Consider the following 17,461-nt stretch of genomic DNA (forward strand, 5'->3'; position numbering starts at 1 on the left):
AAATCCGCCGTTGGCGGTATGTTCTGTGTCATTTCTGTTTGGCGTGCATCTGCTTGACCGCACCGCTGGCGATCAGCTCGGCCAGTGCGGCGACGTCGAGCAGTGCGCACATGTGTTCGATTACGGTGCCGGCCAGCCACGGGCGCTGGCCACGCTGGCTGCGCCACTTGATCTCCGACGGGTCCAGGCGCAGCGAGCGGCTGACCTGATGCACCGCCAGCCCCCATTCGTAGCCCTGCACCGAAATCACGTATTGCAGGCCCTGGCGAAAATCATCGCGGTAGCGGTCGGGCATTACCCAACGCGCAGTGTCCAGCACCTTCAGGTTGCCGGCCTGGCAGCTCAGGATGCCGAGGAACCAGTCGGGCTGGCCGAACAGTGGCGTCAGCTCCTGGCCAGCCAGGGTGTAGATCGAGCCCAGGCACACCAACGGCACCGCCAGGGTCAGGCCGGCAACGTCGAACAGCAGGCATTCGAACGGCTCGGCCGCCCACACCGGACGACCGTCGACAGTGGCCGGGGGCACGGGCAGGTTGGGTGCCGGCAGATGCAAATCGACCAGCGGCACAGCCGGTTCCACCGTTTGTTCTTCGATCAGTACCGGGATGCTGGCTTCGGCCACGATCTCCTGCTCGACCACCGTCACCACCGGGGCTTCCACCGGCATCACGCTGGGCAGTACCGCCAGCCGGGGTTCGGCGAACGGCCGCGGGGCAAAGCTGGCGGCGGCTTCGGCGGGCTCTGGCCGGGCTGGCTGCCGGGCATCGCGAGCCTGCTCCTCGCGCACCGCCTCGGCGAACTCATCCGCCACTGCCGGCTGCTCGCTCAGGTCTTCGGCCTCGGTGGCCTCCTGCAGCAAGCCGTCCAGGTACGATTGCAGTGCCATCTGGGGCCGGGTGCTGGTTTGCCGGGTTTGAGTCATCAGGCCACCTGCACTGCGTTCTTGTAGGTGAGCAGGTGCTTGAGCAGCGCCCTGTAGGCGATCAACCCACGGCTCTTGCTGTCGAACTGCGAAGGCGTGACGCCCTTGCGACTGGCATCGCGCAGGCGCGTATCCACCGGTATGTAGCCCTGCCACACATGTTGCCCATAGGTGTCACGCAGCAGCTTGAGGGTGCCCAGCGACGCCTGGGTACGACGGTCGAACAGGGTCGGCACGATCTGGTACGGCAGCGCCTGCTTGCGCGAACGGTTGACCATGGCCAGGGTGCCGACCATGCGCTCCAGGCCCTTCACCGCAAGGAATTCGGTTTGCACCGGGATCACCAGCTGCTGGCTGGCGGCCAGGGCATTGACCATAAGCACACCCAGCAAGGGTGGGCTGTCGATCAGGGCATAGTCGAAATCCTGCCACAGCTGCGCCAGACTCTTGGCGATTACCAGGCCCAGGCCATTCTGCCCTGGCGACTGGCGCTCCAGCACCGCCAGCGCGGTACTCGACGGCAACAGCGAAATGCGCTCATCGCTGGTGGGCAGCAGCAGTTGCCCGGGCAAGCCTTCGGGCACCGTGCCCTTGTGCAGGAACAGGTCGTAGCAGCTGTGCTCCAGGGCATCCGGGTTGTGCCCGAAGTAGCTGGTCATCGAGCCGTGCGGGTCGAGGTCGACGACGACCACGCGCTTGCCGGCCTCGGCCAGCAGGCCGGCCAGGGCAATGGTAGTGGTGGTCTTGCCGACACCACCTTTTTGATTGGCTACTGCCCAGACTCTCATCAAGCAAACTCTATCTATTGATTTGGCAGGGACACTGTAGAAACAACCGTCATGCGCAAAACTTCAAAGCTCGCACTCCCCTCTGTGGGAGCGGGCAAGCCCGCGAACACCGGCGTAGCCGGTGCCATTCACCGAGTCGCTGGCTTCGCGGGCATGCCCGCTCCCACAGGGGGCGGCGGCACATTCAAAATCGTGTTCGTATCGGCGACGGGGAATTGACGTATCACGGCCTCGCTACCGTTGCTTGTATTGCCGGTGCACTTTGTGTGCCAGCCCGGCGCAATGCGGCATCCGGTGTGGCATTGGCACTGCCCGAGCCTGTCAGGCTGCGGCGCACTTCCAGGTTACGGGAAATCACCAGCACAACCCGGCGGTTGCGTGCGCGCCCTTCGGCGGTATCGTTGCTGGCCACCGGCTGGTATTCGCCGTAGCCCACCGAAGCCATGCGTGCCGGGTTGACGCCCTCCATGGCCAGCAGGCGCACGATGCTGGCCGCGCGCGCCGAGGACAACTCCCAGTTGGTGGGGTACTGCGCGGTGCGGATCGGCAGGTTGTCGGTGAAGCCTTCGACGTGTACCGGGTTGGCGAACGGCTTGAGAATGTTGGCCACCTTCTCGATGATCGCAAACGCCTTGTCACTGGGCATCGCATCACCGCTGCCAAACAGCAGCGATGAGTTGAGCTCGATCTCGACCCACAGCTCGTTGCCGCGCACAGTCATCTGGTCGCTGTTGATCAGGTCACCGAAGGCATCGCGCACGTCATCGCTGATGGTTTTCAAGGGGTCGACATTGGTCGCCGCCAGGCCCGCTTCAGTCTGCTCGCTGTCTTTGACCAGCGGTTCGGCCGGGCGCACGCTCAGCGGCTGCTCATCGCCAATCGGGATCGGCTTCATACTGCGCTCGGGGTCGTTGAATACCCCGAGCAACGCCTGGGAAATAACCTTGTACTTACCCTCGTTGATCGAGGAAATGGAATACATCACCACGAAGAAGGCGAACAGCAACGTGATGAAGTCGGCGTACGACACCAGCCAGCGCTCGTGGTTTTCGTGTTCCTCGGTATGACGACGGCGACGCATGGGTTACTCCATGAAGCCTTGCAGCTTCAGCTCGATCGAGCGCGGGTTTTCACCTTCGGCAATCGACAGCAGGCCTTCGAGCAGCATTTCGCGGTAGCGCGACTGGCGCATGACGATAGCCTTGAGCTTGCTGGCGACCGGCAATAGCACAAGGTTGGCACTGGCCACACCGTAAATGGTGGCGACAAAAGCCACGGCAATGCCATTGCCCAGTTGCGACGGGTCGGCCAGATTGCCCATCACATGGATAAGGCCCATGACCGCACCGATGATGCCGATGGTCGGCGCATAGCCGCCCATGCTTTCGAATACCTTGGCTGCCTGGATGTCACGGCCCTCCTGGGTAAGGAGGTCGACCTCGAGGATGCTGCGGATGGCTTCCGGCTCGGCGCCATCCACCAGCAGTTGCAGGCCCTTGCGCGCATAGGGGTCGGGCTCGCTGTCCGCTACCCCTTCCAGGCCCAGCAGGCCTTCTTTGCGAGCGGTCAGGCTCCAGTTCACCACGCGGTCGATGCCGCCCGCCAGATCAACCCGCGGAGGAAACAGGATCCAACGCAAAATCTGCAAGGCGCGCTTGAACGACGACAGCGGCGACTGCAACAACGCCGCCGCCAGGGTGCCTCCCAGCACGATCAGAGCCGCCGGACCATTGACCAGTGCACCGACATGACCGCCTTCAAGGAAGTTGCCACCAACGATGGCAACGAAAGCCAGGATCAGACCGATCAGGCTGAGGACGTCCATCAGACGCACGCCTCCACCAGGTGCTTGCCGATTTCGTCCAGGCTGTACACGGCATCCGCCAGGTTGGCCTTGACGATGGCCATGGGCATGCCATAAATCACGCAGCTGGCTTCATCCTGGGCCCACACCGTGCTGCCCCCCTGCTTGAGCAGGCGTGCGCCCTCGCGGCCATCGGCGCCCATGCCGGTGAGCACCACCGACAACACCTTGTCACCATACGACTTGGCCGCCGAACCGAAGGTGATGTCCACGCACGGCTTGTAGTTCAGGCGCTCGTCGCCCGGCAGGATCTTCACCGTGCCACGGCCATCGATCATCATCTGCTTGCCACCGGGAGCCAGCAGGGCCAGGCCCGGGCGCAGCATGTCGCCGTCTTCGGCTTCCTTGACGCTGATGCGGCACAGCTTGTCCAGGCGTTCGGCAAAAGCTTTGGTGAACGCCGCCGGCATGTGCTGGATCAACACGATCGGCGCCGGGAAATTGGCCGGCAGCTGGGTCAGTACCCGCTGCAGCGCCACCGGCCCCCCCGTGGAGGTACCGATGGCCACCAGTTTGTAGGGTTTGCGCTTGGGTGCCGGCGACTGCGAGGCCGCCGGTGTCGGGGCCGCTGCACGGGCAGGCGCTGCCGGGCGCGTCTGCGCCTGGCTGGCGAAAGTGCTGGCGGGCGCTGGCGCGGCGACCGGCGCCGTTCTGGCATAGCTGCCGATCCTGCGGTTGCTGCGCGAAATGGTGTGCACCTTCTCGCACAGCAACTGCTTGACCTTGTCAGGGTTGCGCGAGATGTCCTCGAAGTTTTTCGGCAGGTAGTCCACAGCGCCGGCATCCAGCGCGTCGAGGGTGACACGGGCGCCTTCATGGGTCAGCGACGAAAACATCAACACGGGCGTCGGGCAGCGCTGCATGATGTGCCGCACGGCGGTAATGCCATCCATCATGGGCATTTCGTAGTCCATGGTGATCACATCGGGCTTGAGCGCCAGCGCCTGGTCGATTGCTTCCTTGCCGTTGGTCGCGGTACCCACTACCTGGATCGTTGGATCCGCCGAGAGGATTTCCGAGACACGGCGGCGGAAGAAACCAGAATCATCCACCACCAGGACCTTGACTGCCATAAACACTCCATTAGGCGGCGCAACCCGCCAGGGCGCGCCACCGAAATCAAATACGCCGCGCGGCGTAACGCTTGAGCATGCTCGGGACGTCGAGAATCAACGCGATGCGACCGTCGCCGGTAATGGTGGCCCCGGACATGCCCGGGGTGCCTTGCAGCATCTTGCCCAGCGGCTTGATGACCACTTCTTCCTGGCCCACCAGCTGGTCAACGACAAAACCGATGCGCTGGGTGCCGACCGACAGAATCACCACGTGGCCCTCGTGCTGCTCTTCGTGCACCTGGCCCTGGACCAGCCAGCGCTTGAGGTAGAACAGCGGCAGCGCCTTGTCGCGCACGATCACCACTTCCTGGCCGTCCACCACGTTGGTGCGCGACAGGTCGAGGTGGAAGATCTCGTTGACGTTGACCAGCGGGAAGGCAAACGCCTGGTTGCCCAGCATCACCATCAGGGTGGGCATGATCGCCAGGGTCAGCGGCACCTTGATGACGATCTTGGAGCCTTGGCCCTTGGCCGAGAAAATGTTGATCGAGCCGTTGAGCTGGGAGATCTTGGTTTTCACCACGTCCATGCCCACGCCACGCCCGGACACATCGGAAATCTCGGTCTTGGTCGAAAAGCCCGGAGCGAAGATCAGGTTGTAGCAGTCCGACTCGCTCAGGCGCTCCGCGGCGTCCTTGTCCATCAGGCCCTTTTCCACGGCCTTGGCGCGCAGGATGTTCGGGTCCATGCCCTTGCCGTCGTCCGAGATCGACAGCAGGATGTGGTCGCCTTCCTGTTCAGCCGACAGCACTACGCGGCCGGTACGCGCCTTGCCAGACGCTTCACGCTCGTCGGGCATCTCGATACCGTGGTCGACCGCATTGCGCACCAAGTGCACCAGCGGGTCGGCCAAGGCTTCTACGAGGTTCTTGTCAAGGTCGGTCTCTTCGCCGACCAGCTCCAGATTGATCTCTTTCTTCAACTGGCGCGCCAGGTCGCGGACCAGGCGCGGGAAGCGGCCGAAGACCTTCTTGATCGGCTGCATACGGGTTTTCATCACCGCGGTCTGCAGGTCGGCGGTGACCACGTCAAGGTTGGACACGGCCTTGGACATGGCCTCGTCGCCGCTGTTCAGGCCCAGGCGCACCAGGCGGTTACGCACCAGCACCAGTTCACCGACCATGTTCATGATCTCGTCCAGGCGCGCGGTATCGACGCGTACCGTGGTTTCCGCTTCGCTGGCGGCATGCTTTTCGGCGGCCGGGGCCGGCGCGCGAGGCGCCGCGGCAGGTTTGCTGGCCGGCGAAGGCGCTGGCGCGGCAGCGGGCTTGGCCACCGGCTGGCTTTCGGCCTTGGCGGCAGCCGGCGCTTGCGCCTGGACAGCAGCCGGGGCTTCTACAGCGGCAACATCGCCACCGAACTTGCCCTTGCCGTGCAACTGGTCCAGCAGGGCTTCGAACTCATGCTCGCTGATTTCATCGCTGGTGGCGCTGTTGTCTGGCGCGGCAGGTGCTGGTGCCTGGGCGGCTGGCAAGGCGCCAGCCTGGAAGGTGCCCTTGCCATGCAACTGGTCGAGCAGCGATTCGAATTCGGCGTCGGTGATCTCATCACTGACCGCTTCGCTGCTGACGGCAACCGGCGGCGCGGCGACCTCGGCATTGAACTGGCCCTTGCCGTGCAACTGGTCGAGCAGTGATTCGAACTCGGCGTCGGTGATTTCATCACCAGCACCGCTGACAGTCTCGCCCTGCATCTGCTCGTCGGCCGCCGCTTGCGCCTTGACCGCATCCAGCGAATCGAGCAACTGCTCGAACTCGCTGTCAGTGATGTCCTGGTGCTGCTCCTCGGCCTCGGCCGGAGCCGCAACCGCCGCGTCGGCAACCGGCGCCGGTGCTGCAACAGCTTCGGCTGCGCCAGGTTCGGCCAGGCGCGACAGCGCTGTCAGCAGTGCGGGGGTGGCCGGTGTCACTTCGGCACGCTCGCGCACCTGGCCGAACATGCTGTTGACCGTATCCAGTGCCTCAAGCACCACATCCATCAGTTCCGCATCGACCCGGCGCTCACCTTTGCGCAGGACGTCGAACACGTTCTCGGCGATATGGCAGCACTCCACCAGCTCGTTCAGCTGAAGGAAGCCGGCGCCCCCTTTTACAGTGTGGAAACCGCGAAAGATCGCATTGAGCAGGTCGGCATCGTCAGGTCGGCTTTCCAGCTCGACCAGTTGCTCGGACAATTGCTCAAGAATTTCGCCGGCTTCTACCAGGAAATCCTGGAGGATTTCTTCATCGGCGCCGAAGCTCATCAAACGTGCTCCTTAAAAACCAAGGCTGGACAGCAGATCATCGACATCGTCCTGACCGGACACGACGTCTTCACGCTTATCGGCATGAATCTGCGGACCTTCACCCCGAGTCGGATGTTTTTCTCGATCTTTTTCTGCACGCAATTGATCGTGGTCATGTTTTATACCGGCAAAGCGGTCGACCTGGCTGGCCATCAGCACCAGCTTGAGCAGGTTGCTTTCCACCTCGGTCACCAGTGTGGTGACGCGCTTGATCACCTGGCCGGTCAGGTCCTGATAGTCCTGGGCCAGCAAAATATCATTGAGGTGCCCGGAAACCTTGCGGTTACCCTCGGCGCTGTGCGTCAGGAAACTGTCGACTCGCTTGACCAGATCACGAAATTCCGGCGCAGCCACTTCGCGGCGCATGAAGCGCTGCCAGTCGGTGCTCAGGGCCTTGGCCTCGCTGGCCAGCTCATTGAGCACCGGCGTGCTTTCCTCGACCAAGTCCATGGTGCGGTTGGCCGCGCCCTCGGTGAGCTTGACCACATACGACAGGCGCTCGGTGGCGTCGGTAATCTGCGACACCTCTTCTGCCTGCGGCATGGTGGGGTCGATCTGGAAACTGACGATGGCACTGTGCAGCTCGCGAGTCAGCTTGCCGACTTCCTGGTACAGGCCGCGGTCGCGGGTCTGGTTCAGTTCGTGAATCAACTGCACCGCCTCGCCGAAACGGCCCCGCTCCAGGCTTTCGACCAACTCCTGGGCATGCTTCTTCAGGGTCGACTCGAACTCGCCCAAAGACGTTTGTGATGAATCCATGACGCGCCCCCCCTGACGTGACTCAGCCGTTGACGCGTTCGAAGATCTTCTCGATCTTCTCTTTGAGCACCTGAGCGGTGAACGGCTTGACCACGTAACCATTGACCCCGGCCTGGGCCGCTTCAATGATCTGGTCGCGCTTGGCTTCGGCGGTCACCATCAAGACCGGCATGCTTTTCAGCTTGTCGCTGGCACGCACTTTACGCAGCAGGTCGATGCCGGACATGCCCGGCATGTTCCAGTCGGTCACCAGGAAATCGTAGTGGCCGTTTTCCAGCATCGGCAACGCCGTGGTGCCGTCATCGGCTTCATCGGTGTTGGTGAACCCCAGGTCACGCAACAGGTTCTTGATGATCCGCCGCATCGTCGAAAAATCGTCAACGATGAGGATTTTCATGTTCTTGTCCAATTAGACCTCCAAGCAGTCTCAAACGCGCTCGGCCTACCGAGCACGCACTCATTCAATTCGGTACAACGTGGAAAACGACTGCAACGACAGTGGGCTCAACGTGCCCGCCATTCCCCCAGGCGGCTGCGCAGGCGCGCGGCACATTGGCTGTGCAACTGGCTGACCCGCGACTCGCTGACACCCAGCACCTCACCGATTTCCTTGAGGTTCAGCTCTTCGTCGTAGTACAGCGCCAGCACCAGGCGCTCACGCTCCGGCAGGTTGGCGATAGCCTCGGTCAGGGCAGCCTGGAAGCGCTCCTCCTCCAGGCCGCGCGCAGGTTCGACCTGGCCACTGGCGCCATCCTCATGCAGCCCTTCGTGCTCGCCGTCCTGCAACAGGTCGTCGAAGCTGAACAGGCGGCTGCCCAGCGTATCGTTCAAGATCCCGTAGTAATCATCGAGACTCAATTGGAGTTCGGCAGCAACTTCATGATCTTTAGCGTCACGGCCTGTTCTGGCCTCAACTGCACGCATGGCATCACTGACCATACGGGTGTTGCGGTGTACCGAACGCGGTGCCCAATCGCCTTTGCGCACTTCGTCCAGCATGGCCCCGCGGATGCGGATGCCGGCGTAGGTCTCAAAGCTGGCGCCCTTGCTGGCGTCGTATTTGTTGGCCACTTCCAGCAGGCCGATCATGCCGGCCTGGATCAGGTCCTCGACCTGCACGTTGGCCGGCAAGCGCGCCAACAGGTGGTAGGCGATGCGCTTGACCAGCGGGGCGTAGCGTTCGATCAGCTCGTACTGGGCGTCCTTCGCCGCCCGGCTGTACATCTTGAAGCCGCTGGCGTTCATAGTACGGGTCCCGCGCTGGTGGGTTGCACCAAGCGCTCGACAAAGAACTCCAGATGGCCGCGCGGATTGGCCGGCAGCGGCCAGCTGTCGACCTTCTGGGCAATCGCCTTGAAGGCCAGCGCGCACTTGGAGCGAGGGAAGGCTTCGTAGACGGCACGCTGCTTCTGCACCGCCTTGCGCACGCACTCGTCGTACGGCACGGCACCCACGTACTGCAGGGCAACGTCAAGGAAGCGGTCGGTGACCTTGGTCAGCTTGGCAAACAGGTTGCGCCCTTCCTGCGGGCTCTGCGCCATGTTGGCCAACACACGGAAACGGTTCATGCCATAGTCGCGATTGAGCAGCTTGATCAACGCGTACGCGTCGGTAATCGAGGTAGGTTCATCACACACCACCAGCAGCACTTCCTGGGCGGCGCGAACGAAGCTGACCACCGAGTCACCGATACCCGCAGCGGTATCGATCACCAACACATCGAGGTTGTCGCCGATCTCGCTGAACGCCTGGATCAACCCGGCATGCTGGGCCGGGGCCAGATGCACCATGCTCTGGGTGCCCGAGGCTGCCGGTACGATACGCACACCGCCGGGGCCCTGCAGCATCACGTCACGCAGCTCGCAACGCCCTTCAATCACATCGGCGAGGGTACGTTTGGGGGTAAGGCCCAGCAACACGTCGACATTGGCCAGGCCCAGGTCGGCGTCCAGCAGCATGACCCTGCGGCCAAGCTCGGCCAGCGCCAGGGACAAGTTCACTGAAACGTTAGTCTTGCCGACGCCACCTTTGCCACCGGTCACGGCGATCACCTGTACGGGATGCATGCTACCCATGTCTGTTCTTTACCTTGTCTCGCTGGGACTCAGGCCACACGTAGGGCAATTCTGCGTGCCCCTTGGCATAGCGACTTTGCACACGCTTCATGGTCAACCCGCTCGCCGTGGGTTGTGATAGAGATCAGCGAACATGTCGGCCATGGCCTCTTCGCTGGGCTCATCCTGCTGCTGCACATTCACCGCCCGCGTGACCAACTGGTGGCCCCGCGGCAGGTGCAGGTCGTCAGGAATGCGTGGGCCATCGGTAAGATAGGCCACTGGCAGTTCATGACTGATGGCAAGGCTCAGCACATCGCCAAGGCTCGCCGTTTCATCGAGTTTGGTCAGGATGCAGCCGGCCAGGCCACAGCGCTTGTAGCTGTGGTAGGCGGCGGTCAGCACCTGCTTCTGGCTGGTGGTGGCCAGCACCAGGTAGTTCTTCGCGGCAATGCCACGCCCGGCCAAGGTTTCCAGTTGCATGCGCAGCGCAGGGTCGCTGGCTTGCAGGCCGGCAGTATCGATCAGCACCACGCGCTTGCGCAGCAGTGGTTCCAGCGCTGCTGCCAGCGACTGGCCCGGGTCGACGTAAGTCACCGGCACGTTGAGGATGCGGCCCAGGGTCTTGAGCTGCTCCTGGGCGCCAATACGGAAGCTGTCCATGCTCACCAACGCCAGGTTCTGCGCGCCGTACTTGAGCACGTAGCGCGCGGCCAGCTTGGCCAGGGTGGTAGTCTTGCCCATGCCCGCCGGGCCGACCATGGCGATCACCCCGCCCTCTTCGATCGGCTCGATTTCAGGCACTTCGATCATCCGTGCCAAGTGAGCCAGCAGCATGCGCCAGGCCTGGCGCGGCTCTTCGATCTCGGCGGTCAGGTCCAGCAGCTCGCGGGCGATGGGCCCGGACAGGCCAATACGTTGGAGGCGGCGCCAAAGGTTGGCCTGCTGCGGCTTGCTGCCCTGCAGCTGATTCCAGGCCAGCGAACCGAGTTGCACTTCCAGCAGCTCGCGCAGGCCCGACAGCTCGGAGCGCATGGCATCGAACAGGCGTGGGTCAACCGGCGCAGCAGCCGGTACGGCCGCGGCCTCCGGGGCCTCGACGTGCGGCTCGATCAACGGTTCGGCAGCGGTCAAAGATTGCCCGGCGAACAATTGGCGGTTGTTGTCGCTGCTGTCCTGACGCTGGTCAAGCTCGGCCTGGGCAGTGGCAATGCGCGTATGGGTCTTGCGCAGCTCTTCTTCCAGCTCGGCGTTGGGCACACGCGGGGCCAGGGCGGACAGCTTGTAGTCCAGCGCGGCCGTCAGCTCGACACCACCGGCAATGCGGCGGTTGCCGATGATCGCGGCATCGGCGCCCAGCTCGTCACGGACCAGTTTCATGGCCTGACGCATATCGGCGGCGAAAAATCGCTTAACTTGCATTATCCCCTACCTCAGCCGTTAGGGCCCACGGTGGCAACGATGGTGACTTGCTTGTTGTCAGGTATTTCCTGATACGCCAGAACATGCAAATTCGGTACAGCCAGGCGACCGAAACGCGACAACATGGCGCGGATCGGGCCGGCGACCAGCAGAATGGCCGGCTGACCCTGCATTTCCTGGCGCTGGGCCGCCTCGATCAGCGAACGTTGCAGCTTCTCGGCCATGCTAGGTTCCAGAAGAACACCGTCTTCCTGACCCTGCCCAGCCCTTTGCAGACTATTCAGCAAAATCTGTTCCAACCTTGGCTCCAGGGTAATCACTGGTAGCTCCGACTCAACGCCGACAATGCTTTGCACGATGGCGCGACACAATCCGACGCGCACCACCGCCACCAACGCGGCGGTATCTTGACTCTTGCCTGCGTTGTTCGCGATGGCCTCGGCAATACTGCGAATATCGCGCACTGGCACCTGTTCCGACAACAGGGCTTGCAGCACCTTGAGCAGCCCCGACAAGGAAATGACACCCGGGACCAGCTCTTCTGCAAGTTTAGGCGATGCCTTGGCCAGCACCTGCAGCAGTTGCTGAACCTCTTCGTGGCCGATCAGCTCGTGGCAGTGCTTCTGCAGGATCTGGTTGAGGTGGGTGGCCACCACGGTGCTGGCATCGACCACGGTGTAACCCAGCGACTGCGCCTGTGAGCGCTGGCCGACGTCGATCCACACCGCCTCCAGGCCAAACGCCGGGTCGCGCGCGGCAATACCGTTGAGGGTGCCAAACACCTGCCCAGGGTTGATCGCCAGTTCGCGGTCCGGATAGATCTCCGCCTCGGCCAGAATCACCCCCATCAGGGTCAGGCGGTACGCGCTGGGTTGCAGGTCGAGGTTGTCACGAATGTGCACGGTGGGCATCAGGAAACCCAGGTCCTGCGACAGCTTCTTGCGCACGCCCTTGATCCGCGCCAGCAGCTGGCCGCCCTGGTTGCGGTCGACCAGCGGGATCAGCCGATAGCCGACCTCCAGGCCGATCATGTCGATGGGGGTGACGTCGTCCCAACCCAGCTCCTTGGTTTCCAGCGCGCGCTGAGGCGAGGGCAGCAGGTCCTGCTGGCGCTGCGCCTCCTGCTGGGCTTTGACCTTGGCCTGCTGCTGCTTCTTCCACACCAGGTAGGCGCCGCCGGCAGCCATCAGGCCGAGGCTGAGGAAGGCAATGTGCGGCATGCCCGGCACCAGGCCCATGACGATCATCAACGCGCCAGACACCGCCAGGGCCTTGGGCGAATCGAACATCTGCCGATTGATCAGCTTGCCCATGTCCTCGGAACCCGACGCGCGGGTCACCATGATCGCGGCGGCGGTGGACAGCAGCAGTGATGGCAATTGCGCCACCAAACCGTCACCGATGGTCAGCAGGGCATAGACCTTGCCGGCCTCGCTGAACGACATATTGTGCTGCAGCATGCCGATGAGCATGCCGCCGATCAGGTTGATGAACAGGATCAGCAAGCCGGCGATGGCGTCGCCGCGCACGAACTTGCTGGCACCGTCCATCGAACCGTAGAACTCGGCCTCCTGCGCCACCTCGGCACGGCGATGCTTGGCCTGGGCCTGGTCGATCAGGCCGGCATTGAGGTCGGCGTCGATGGCCATCTGCTTGCCAGGCATGGCGTCGAGGGTGAAACGCGCACTCACTTCCGAGATACGCCCGGCACCCTTGGTTACCACCACGAAGTTGATGATCATGAGGATGGCGAACACCACGGCACCGACCACGTAGTTACCGCCGATCACCACTTCACCGAAGGCCTGGATCACTTTACCGGCAGCGCCATGGCCCTCCTGGCCATGCAGCATGACCACACGGGTGGACGCCACGTTCAGAGCCAGGCGCAACAACGTGGCCACCAGCAAGATGGTCGGGAACGCGGCAAAGTCGAGCGGGCGCAAGGCGTATACACAGACCAGCAGCACCACGATCGACAGGGCGATGTTGAAGGTGAAGAACACGTCGAGCAGGAACGGCGGTATCGGCAACATCATCATTGCCAACATCACCAGCAACAACAGCGGCACACCCAGGTTGCCCCGGCCGAGCCCGGCCAGGTTGTTGCGGGCGTTGCTGATTAACTGAGTGCGATCCACCGCGAGTCCTCTTGATGCAAAACTTTGACGCCCAGGGGGCGCCTGGGCGTGGCTTTGCAAGAAGCTTTCCAACTTTGCTCGACGGGGGATTTATGTTGCCGCCGCTACCGTATTCGCGGGTAAACCCGCTCCTACGACGGACTATGCCCACCAATGTGCCCCCAGATCAGTGTAGGAGCGGGTTTACCCGCGAAAGGGCCAGAAGCCATGACACAAGGTCAACTGTCGCGGCGCAGGTCCGGCGGGATCGGCAGGTCGTCCTTCAGCGGCTCTGGGCGTTTGCCCTTGCCGGCGCGGTATTGGCGAATCTGGAACACATACGCCAGCACCTGGGCCACCGCCAGGTACAGCCCCGCCGGGATTTCCTGCTCAAGTTCGGTGGAGTAATAAATCGCCCGCGCCAGCGCCGGCGATTCGAGGATCTGGATGTTGTGCTCCACGCCAATTTCACGAATCTTCAACGCCATGAAATCGCTACCCTTGGCCAGCAGCAACGGCGCCGCACCGCCTTTCTCCGGGTCGTACTGCAAAGCCACCGCATAATGCGTCGGGTTGGTGATGATCACGTCTGCATCCGGCACCGCCGCCATCATGCGCCGCTGCGACACCTCGCGCTGCAGTTGGCGAATACGTTGCTTGACTTCGGGCTTGCCTTCGCTGTCCTTGTACTCGTCGCGCACTTCCTGCTTGGTCATCTTCATTTTCTTGTGCGTCTGGTACAGCTGGAACGGCACGTCTGCCGCGGCAATCAGCAACAGCCCGGCTGACATCCACAAGGCACTCCAGCCCACCACCTGCAGGCTGTGGATGATCGCCTGCTCCAGCGGCTCATTGGCAATCGACAGCAAGGCCTGGCGGTCACCGGAGAGCACCACCACCGCCACCACCAGAATCACGAAGAACTTGGCCAGCGCCTTGAGCAATTCAGTCAAGGCCTGCATCGAGAACATGCGCTTGATCCCCGACAGCGGGTTCATGCGGCTGAATTTTGGCTGCAACAAGCTGCCCGAGAACAGGAAGCCGCTAAGCGCGATGGGCGCCACGAAGGAAATCACGAACAGCAGGATCAGCACCGGCTGCACCGCCCATATGGCCATCTTGCCCGAGGCCAGCAGGAAGGCACCCATGGCCCGTTCATCGACGATGATGTCGCGGGTCAAACTGAAGTTCATGCGCATCAACGCCAGCAATGTCTCGGCCACGTGGCCGCCGAACGCCAGGAGGCCACCGGCACCCGCCAGGGTCACAGCCACCGTGTTCAGCTCCTTGGAGCGGGCGACCTCGCCCTTCTCGCGGGCGTCGCGCTTACGCTTTTCAGTGGGGTCTTCTGTCTTGTCCTGACCGCTCTCGCTTTCTGCCATGCTCAGCGCGCCCTCGCCAACTCACGCAGCCATTGCAGCGTTTCGCTGGCCAATGCCTGATAGTGGGACAGGACATCGGCCAGGCCGACCCAGAAGATGAACATGCCCATGACCAAGGTCAGCGGGAAGCCGATGGAGAAAATGTTCAGCTGCGGCGCGGCGCGGGTCATTACGCCAAAGGCAATGTTCACCACCAGCAGCGCAGCGATCACCGGCAGAATCAACAGCAGGCCGGCACCGAACACCCAGCCCATGCGCCCGGCCAGCTCCCAGAAGTGATTGACCACCAGTGCACTCCCCACCGGCAAGGTGGTAAAACTTTCGGTCAGTACCTCGAACACCACCAGGTGGCCGTTCATCAACAGGAACAACACACTCACCAGCATGGTCATGAACTGACTGATTACCGTGACGTTGACCCCGTTGGCGGGGTCGACCATCGAGGCGAACGCCATACCCATCTGTACCGCGACGATTTGCCCGGCAACCACGAAAGCCTGAAACAGCAACTGCAAGGCCAGGCCAAACAGCGCACCAACGATGATCTGCTCGGCGCACAGCAGCATACCGCGCAGGCTCAACGGGTCGAACTCGGGCAGCGGCGGCAATGCCGGCACGATCACCACGGTCACCGCCACCGCCACGTACAGGCGAATCCGCGCCGGCAACATGCGGGTACCGAAGATTGGCATGGTCATCAGCACCGCAGTCACCCTGAACAACGGCAGGATGAAGGTGGCGACCCAGGTGCCAATCTGCGTGTCGGTCAGCTCCAGCATCGCCGCATCAACCAATGAGCTGCGGGATGTTGGTGTAAAGGGTGGTGAAGTACTCCATGAACTTCTGCACCAGCCACGGCCCGGCGATGATCAGCGTGATCAGCATCACCAGCAGGCGCGGCAAAAAGCTCAAGGTCTGTTCGTTGATCTGCGTGGCAGCCTGGAACATCGCCACCACCAGGCCCACCAACAGGCTCGGCACCACCAGCACGGCGACCATGAGGGTGGTCAGCCACAGGGCATCACGAAACAGGTCGACAGCTACTTCAGGTGTCATCGGCGGCTCTCCTTGACGGCGTCAGACGCCGCCGAAACTGCTGGCCAGGGTGCCCATGATCAACGCCCAGCCATCGACCAGCACGAACAGCATGATCTTGAACGGTAGCGAGATGATCAGCGGCGACAGCATCATCATACCCATGGCCATCAGCACACTGGCCACGACCATGTCGATGATCAGGAACGGGATGAAGATCATGAAACCGATCTGGAACGCCGTCTTCAGCTCGGAAGTGACGAACGCCGGCACCAGGATCGTCAGCGGCACCTGGTCGGGGCCGGCGATGTCAGTACGCTTGGACAAGCGCATGAACAGGTCGAGGTCGCTTTGCCGGGTTTGCGCCAGCATGAAGTCCTTGAGCGGCCCCTGAGCCTTGTCGATCGCCTGCTGGGCAGTCATCTGCTCCTTCAGGTAAGGCTGCAGCGCGTCCTGGTTCACCCGATCGAACACCGGCGCCATGATGAACATGGTCAGGAACAGCGCCATGCCAGTCAGCAACTGGTTGGACGGCGTCTGCTGCAGGCCCAGCGCCTGGCGCAAAATCGAAAACACGATGATGATGCGGGTAAAGCTGGTCATCAGAATGACGAACGCCGGGATGAAGCTCAGCGCGGTCATGATCAGCAGGATTTGCAGGCTGACCGAATATTCCTGTTGCCCGTCCGGGGTGTTGGACAGGGTGATGGCCGGGATCGACAGCGGGTCGGCGGCCAGGGCCAGCGGCGCAGCCAGCAGCAGCGCCAGAGTCAACAACGTACGCAGCGCGCCGCTCATCACTTGTTGTCCTTAGGGTCCTTGCCCATCAGCTCCATCAGCCGCTGGGCAAACTCCGGCGTCGCCTGACGGGCGCTTGCCGGCACTTCCACGGGTTCGGCCAGTACGTGCAGGGCCTCAATGGTGCCGGGGGTATGGCCGATCAGGATCTGCTCCTTGCCCACCTGCACCAACAGCAGGCGGTCACGCGGGCCGATGGCACGGCTGCCGACAATCTCGATCACCTGCCCACCCTTCACTGCGGTGCTCTGCAGCCGCCGCAGCAGCCAGGCCAGGAAGAAGATCAGGCCCACCACCAGCAGCAGGCCCAAGACCATCTGCGCCAGCTGCCCGCCGAGACTGCCAGGTTGAGCCGCCGGGGTGGCTGCTGGCGTGGCCGCAGCCAGGCAGGCGTGGCTGGCGAACAGCACCGCTGCCGCGGCGATGGCGCGCATCGTGCCCTTCACTCAGCGCAGCTTCTTGATACGTTCGCTGGGGCTGATCACGTCGGTCAGGCGGATGCCGAACTTTTCGTTGACCACGACCACTTCGCCATGGGCGATCAGCGTGCCGTTGACCAGCACGTCGAGCGGCTCGCCGGCCAGGCGGTCGAGCTCGATCACCGAGCCCTGGTTGAGCTGCAGCAGGTTGCGGATGTTGATCTCGGTGCTGCCCACCTCCATGGAAATGTTCACCGGGATGTCCAGGATCACGTCCAGGTTCGGGCCTTCGAGGCTGACATTTTCGTTCGGCTTCGGCGAGCTGGCGAATTCTTCCATCGGCAGGCGGCCCGGGCCGCTGCTGCCGGTGTCCCCGCCCAGCAGCGCATCGATGTCGGCCTGGCCGGCAGAACCGGTTTCTTCCAACGCTGCGGCCCACTCATCGGCCAGTGCCTGGTCCTCTGGGGAGGTGATCTCGTTTTCGTTAGCCATGATTTCC

General features: G+C 62.8%; 18 protein-coding genes. All 18 read right to left on the minus strand.

The features are described from left to right. Positions 1 to 28 precede the first annotated feature (28 nt). A complete protein-coding gene (locus FQ668_RS20680; protein WP_144180627.1) occupies positions 29 to 922 on the minus strand; it encodes a CheW domain-containing protein in 894 nt (297 codons plus the stop codon). Continuing rightward, a complete protein-coding gene (locus FQ668_RS20685) occupies positions 922 to 1,710 on the minus strand; it encodes a ParA family protein (RefSeq protein ID WP_010955064.1) in 789 nt (262 codons plus the stop codon). The genes FQ668_RS20680 and FQ668_RS20685 overlap by 1 nt, the downstream gene beginning before the upstream one ends. Positions 1,711 to 1,933: 223 nt before the next feature. Beyond that, positions 1,934 to 2,791 (minus strand): flagellar motor protein MotD, encoded by an 858-nt coding sequence (gene motD / locus FQ668_RS20695; protein ID WP_012051647.1) that lies wholly within the window; start codon positions 2,789 to 2,791, stop codon positions 1,934 to 1,936. A gap of 3 nt (positions 2,792 to 2,794) precedes the next feature. Next, positions 2,795 to 3,535: a flagellar motor protein gene (locus tag FQ668_RS20700; RefSeq protein ID WP_014590163.1), complete on the minus strand. Its 741-nt coding sequence runs from the start codon at positions 3,533 to 3,535 to the stop codon at positions 2,795 to 2,797. After that, a complete protein-coding gene (locus FQ668_RS20705) occupies positions 3,535 to 4,647 on the minus strand; it encodes a chemotaxis response regulator protein-glutamate methylesterase (RefSeq protein ID WP_003254400.1) in 1,113 nt (370 codons plus the stop codon). The genes FQ668_RS20700 and FQ668_RS20705 overlap by 1 nt, the downstream gene beginning before the upstream one ends. A 46-nt stretch (positions 4,648 to 4,693) precedes the next feature. Beyond that, entirely contained in the window at positions 4,694 to 6,931 is a 2,238-nt protein-coding gene (locus FQ668_RS20710) for a chemotaxis protein CheA (RefSeq protein WP_144180629.1), read from the minus strand. 12 nt (positions 6,932 to 6,943) lie between these two features. Then, a complete protein-coding gene (locus FQ668_RS20715; protein WP_014590161.1) occupies positions 6,944 to 7,732 on the minus strand; it encodes a protein phosphatase CheZ in 789 nt (262 codons plus the stop codon). 22 nt (positions 7,733 to 7,754) lie between these two features. Then, positions 7,755 to 8,129, minus strand: a complete 375-nt coding sequence (locus FQ668_RS20720) for a chemotaxis response regulator CheY (protein WP_010955070.1) — start codon at positions 8,127 to 8,129, stop codon at positions 7,755 to 7,757. A 107-nt stretch (positions 8,130 to 8,236) separates the two neighbouring features. Then, positions 8,237 to 8,977: an RNA polymerase sigma factor FliA gene (fliA, locus tag FQ668_RS20725; protein WP_003254406.1), complete on the minus strand. Its 741-nt coding sequence runs from the start codon at positions 8,975 to 8,977 to the stop codon at positions 8,237 to 8,239. After that, a complete protein-coding gene (gene fleN / locus FQ668_RS20730; RefSeq protein ID WP_003254408.1) occupies positions 8,974 to 9,807 on the minus strand; it encodes a flagellar synthesis regulator FleN in 834 nt (277 codons plus the stop codon). The genes fliA and fleN overlap by 4 nt, the downstream gene beginning before the upstream one ends. Before the next feature lie 93 nt (positions 9,808 to 9,900). Continuing rightward, complete coding sequence (flhF, locus tag FQ668_RS20735) at positions 9,901 to 11,208, minus strand: flagellar biosynthesis protein FlhF (RefSeq protein WP_014590160.1); 1,308 nt, start codon at positions 11,206 to 11,208, stop codon at positions 9,901 to 9,903. An 11-nt stretch (positions 11,209 to 11,219) separates the two neighbouring features. Beyond that, complete coding sequence (gene flhA, locus FQ668_RS20740; protein WP_014590159.1) at positions 11,220 to 13,349, minus strand: flagellar biosynthesis protein FlhA; 2,130 nt, start codon at positions 13,347 to 13,349, stop codon at positions 11,220 to 11,222. Between the two features lie 218 nt (positions 13,350 to 13,567). Next, positions 13,568 to 14,710 carry a flagellar biosynthesis protein FlhB gene (gene flhB / locus FQ668_RS20745; protein WP_014590158.1) on the minus strand — a complete coding sequence of 381 codons (1,143 nt, stop codon included), beginning with the start codon at positions 14,708 to 14,710 and terminating at the stop codon, positions 13,568 to 13,570. Between the two features lie 2 nt (positions 14,711 to 14,712). After that, positions 14,713 to 15,489 (minus strand): flagellar biosynthetic protein FliR, encoded by a 777-nt coding sequence (gene fliR / locus FQ668_RS20750; protein ID WP_014590157.1) that lies wholly within the window; start codon positions 15,487 to 15,489, stop codon positions 14,713 to 14,715. A 7-nt stretch (positions 15,490 to 15,496) separates the two neighbouring features. Beyond that, positions 15,497 to 15,766, minus strand: coding sequence for a flagellar biosynthesis protein FliQ (fliQ, locus tag FQ668_RS20755; RefSeq protein ID WP_014590156.1), 270 nt, complete (start codon positions 15,764 to 15,766; stop codon positions 15,497 to 15,499). Positions 15,767 to 15,787: 21 nt separating this feature from the next. Next, positions 15,788 to 16,543, minus strand: coding sequence for a flagellar type III secretion system pore protein FliP (gene fliP / locus FQ668_RS20760; RefSeq protein ID WP_003254415.1), 756 nt, complete (start codon positions 16,541 to 16,543; stop codon positions 15,788 to 15,790). Next, entirely contained in the window at positions 16,543 to 16,977 is a 435-nt protein-coding gene (fliO, locus tag FQ668_RS20765) for a flagellar biosynthetic protein FliO (RefSeq protein ID WP_010955081.1), read from the minus strand. Before fliO ends, fliP begins: the two co-directional genes overlap by 1 nt. Before the next feature lie 12 nt (positions 16,978 to 16,989). Next, a complete protein-coding gene (fliN, locus tag FQ668_RS20770) occupies positions 16,990 to 17,454 on the minus strand; it encodes a flagellar motor switch protein FliN (RefSeq protein WP_003254417.1) in 465 nt (154 codons plus the stop codon). Positions 17,455 to 17,461 lie beyond the last annotated feature (7 nt).

Origin of the sequence: Pseudomonas sp. Kh14, from assembly GCF_900291005.1 — a bacterium.
GTDB classification, from domain to species: Bacteria; Pseudomonadota; Gammaproteobacteria; order Pseudomonadales; family Pseudomonadaceae; genus Aquipseudomonas; species Aquipseudomonas alloputida.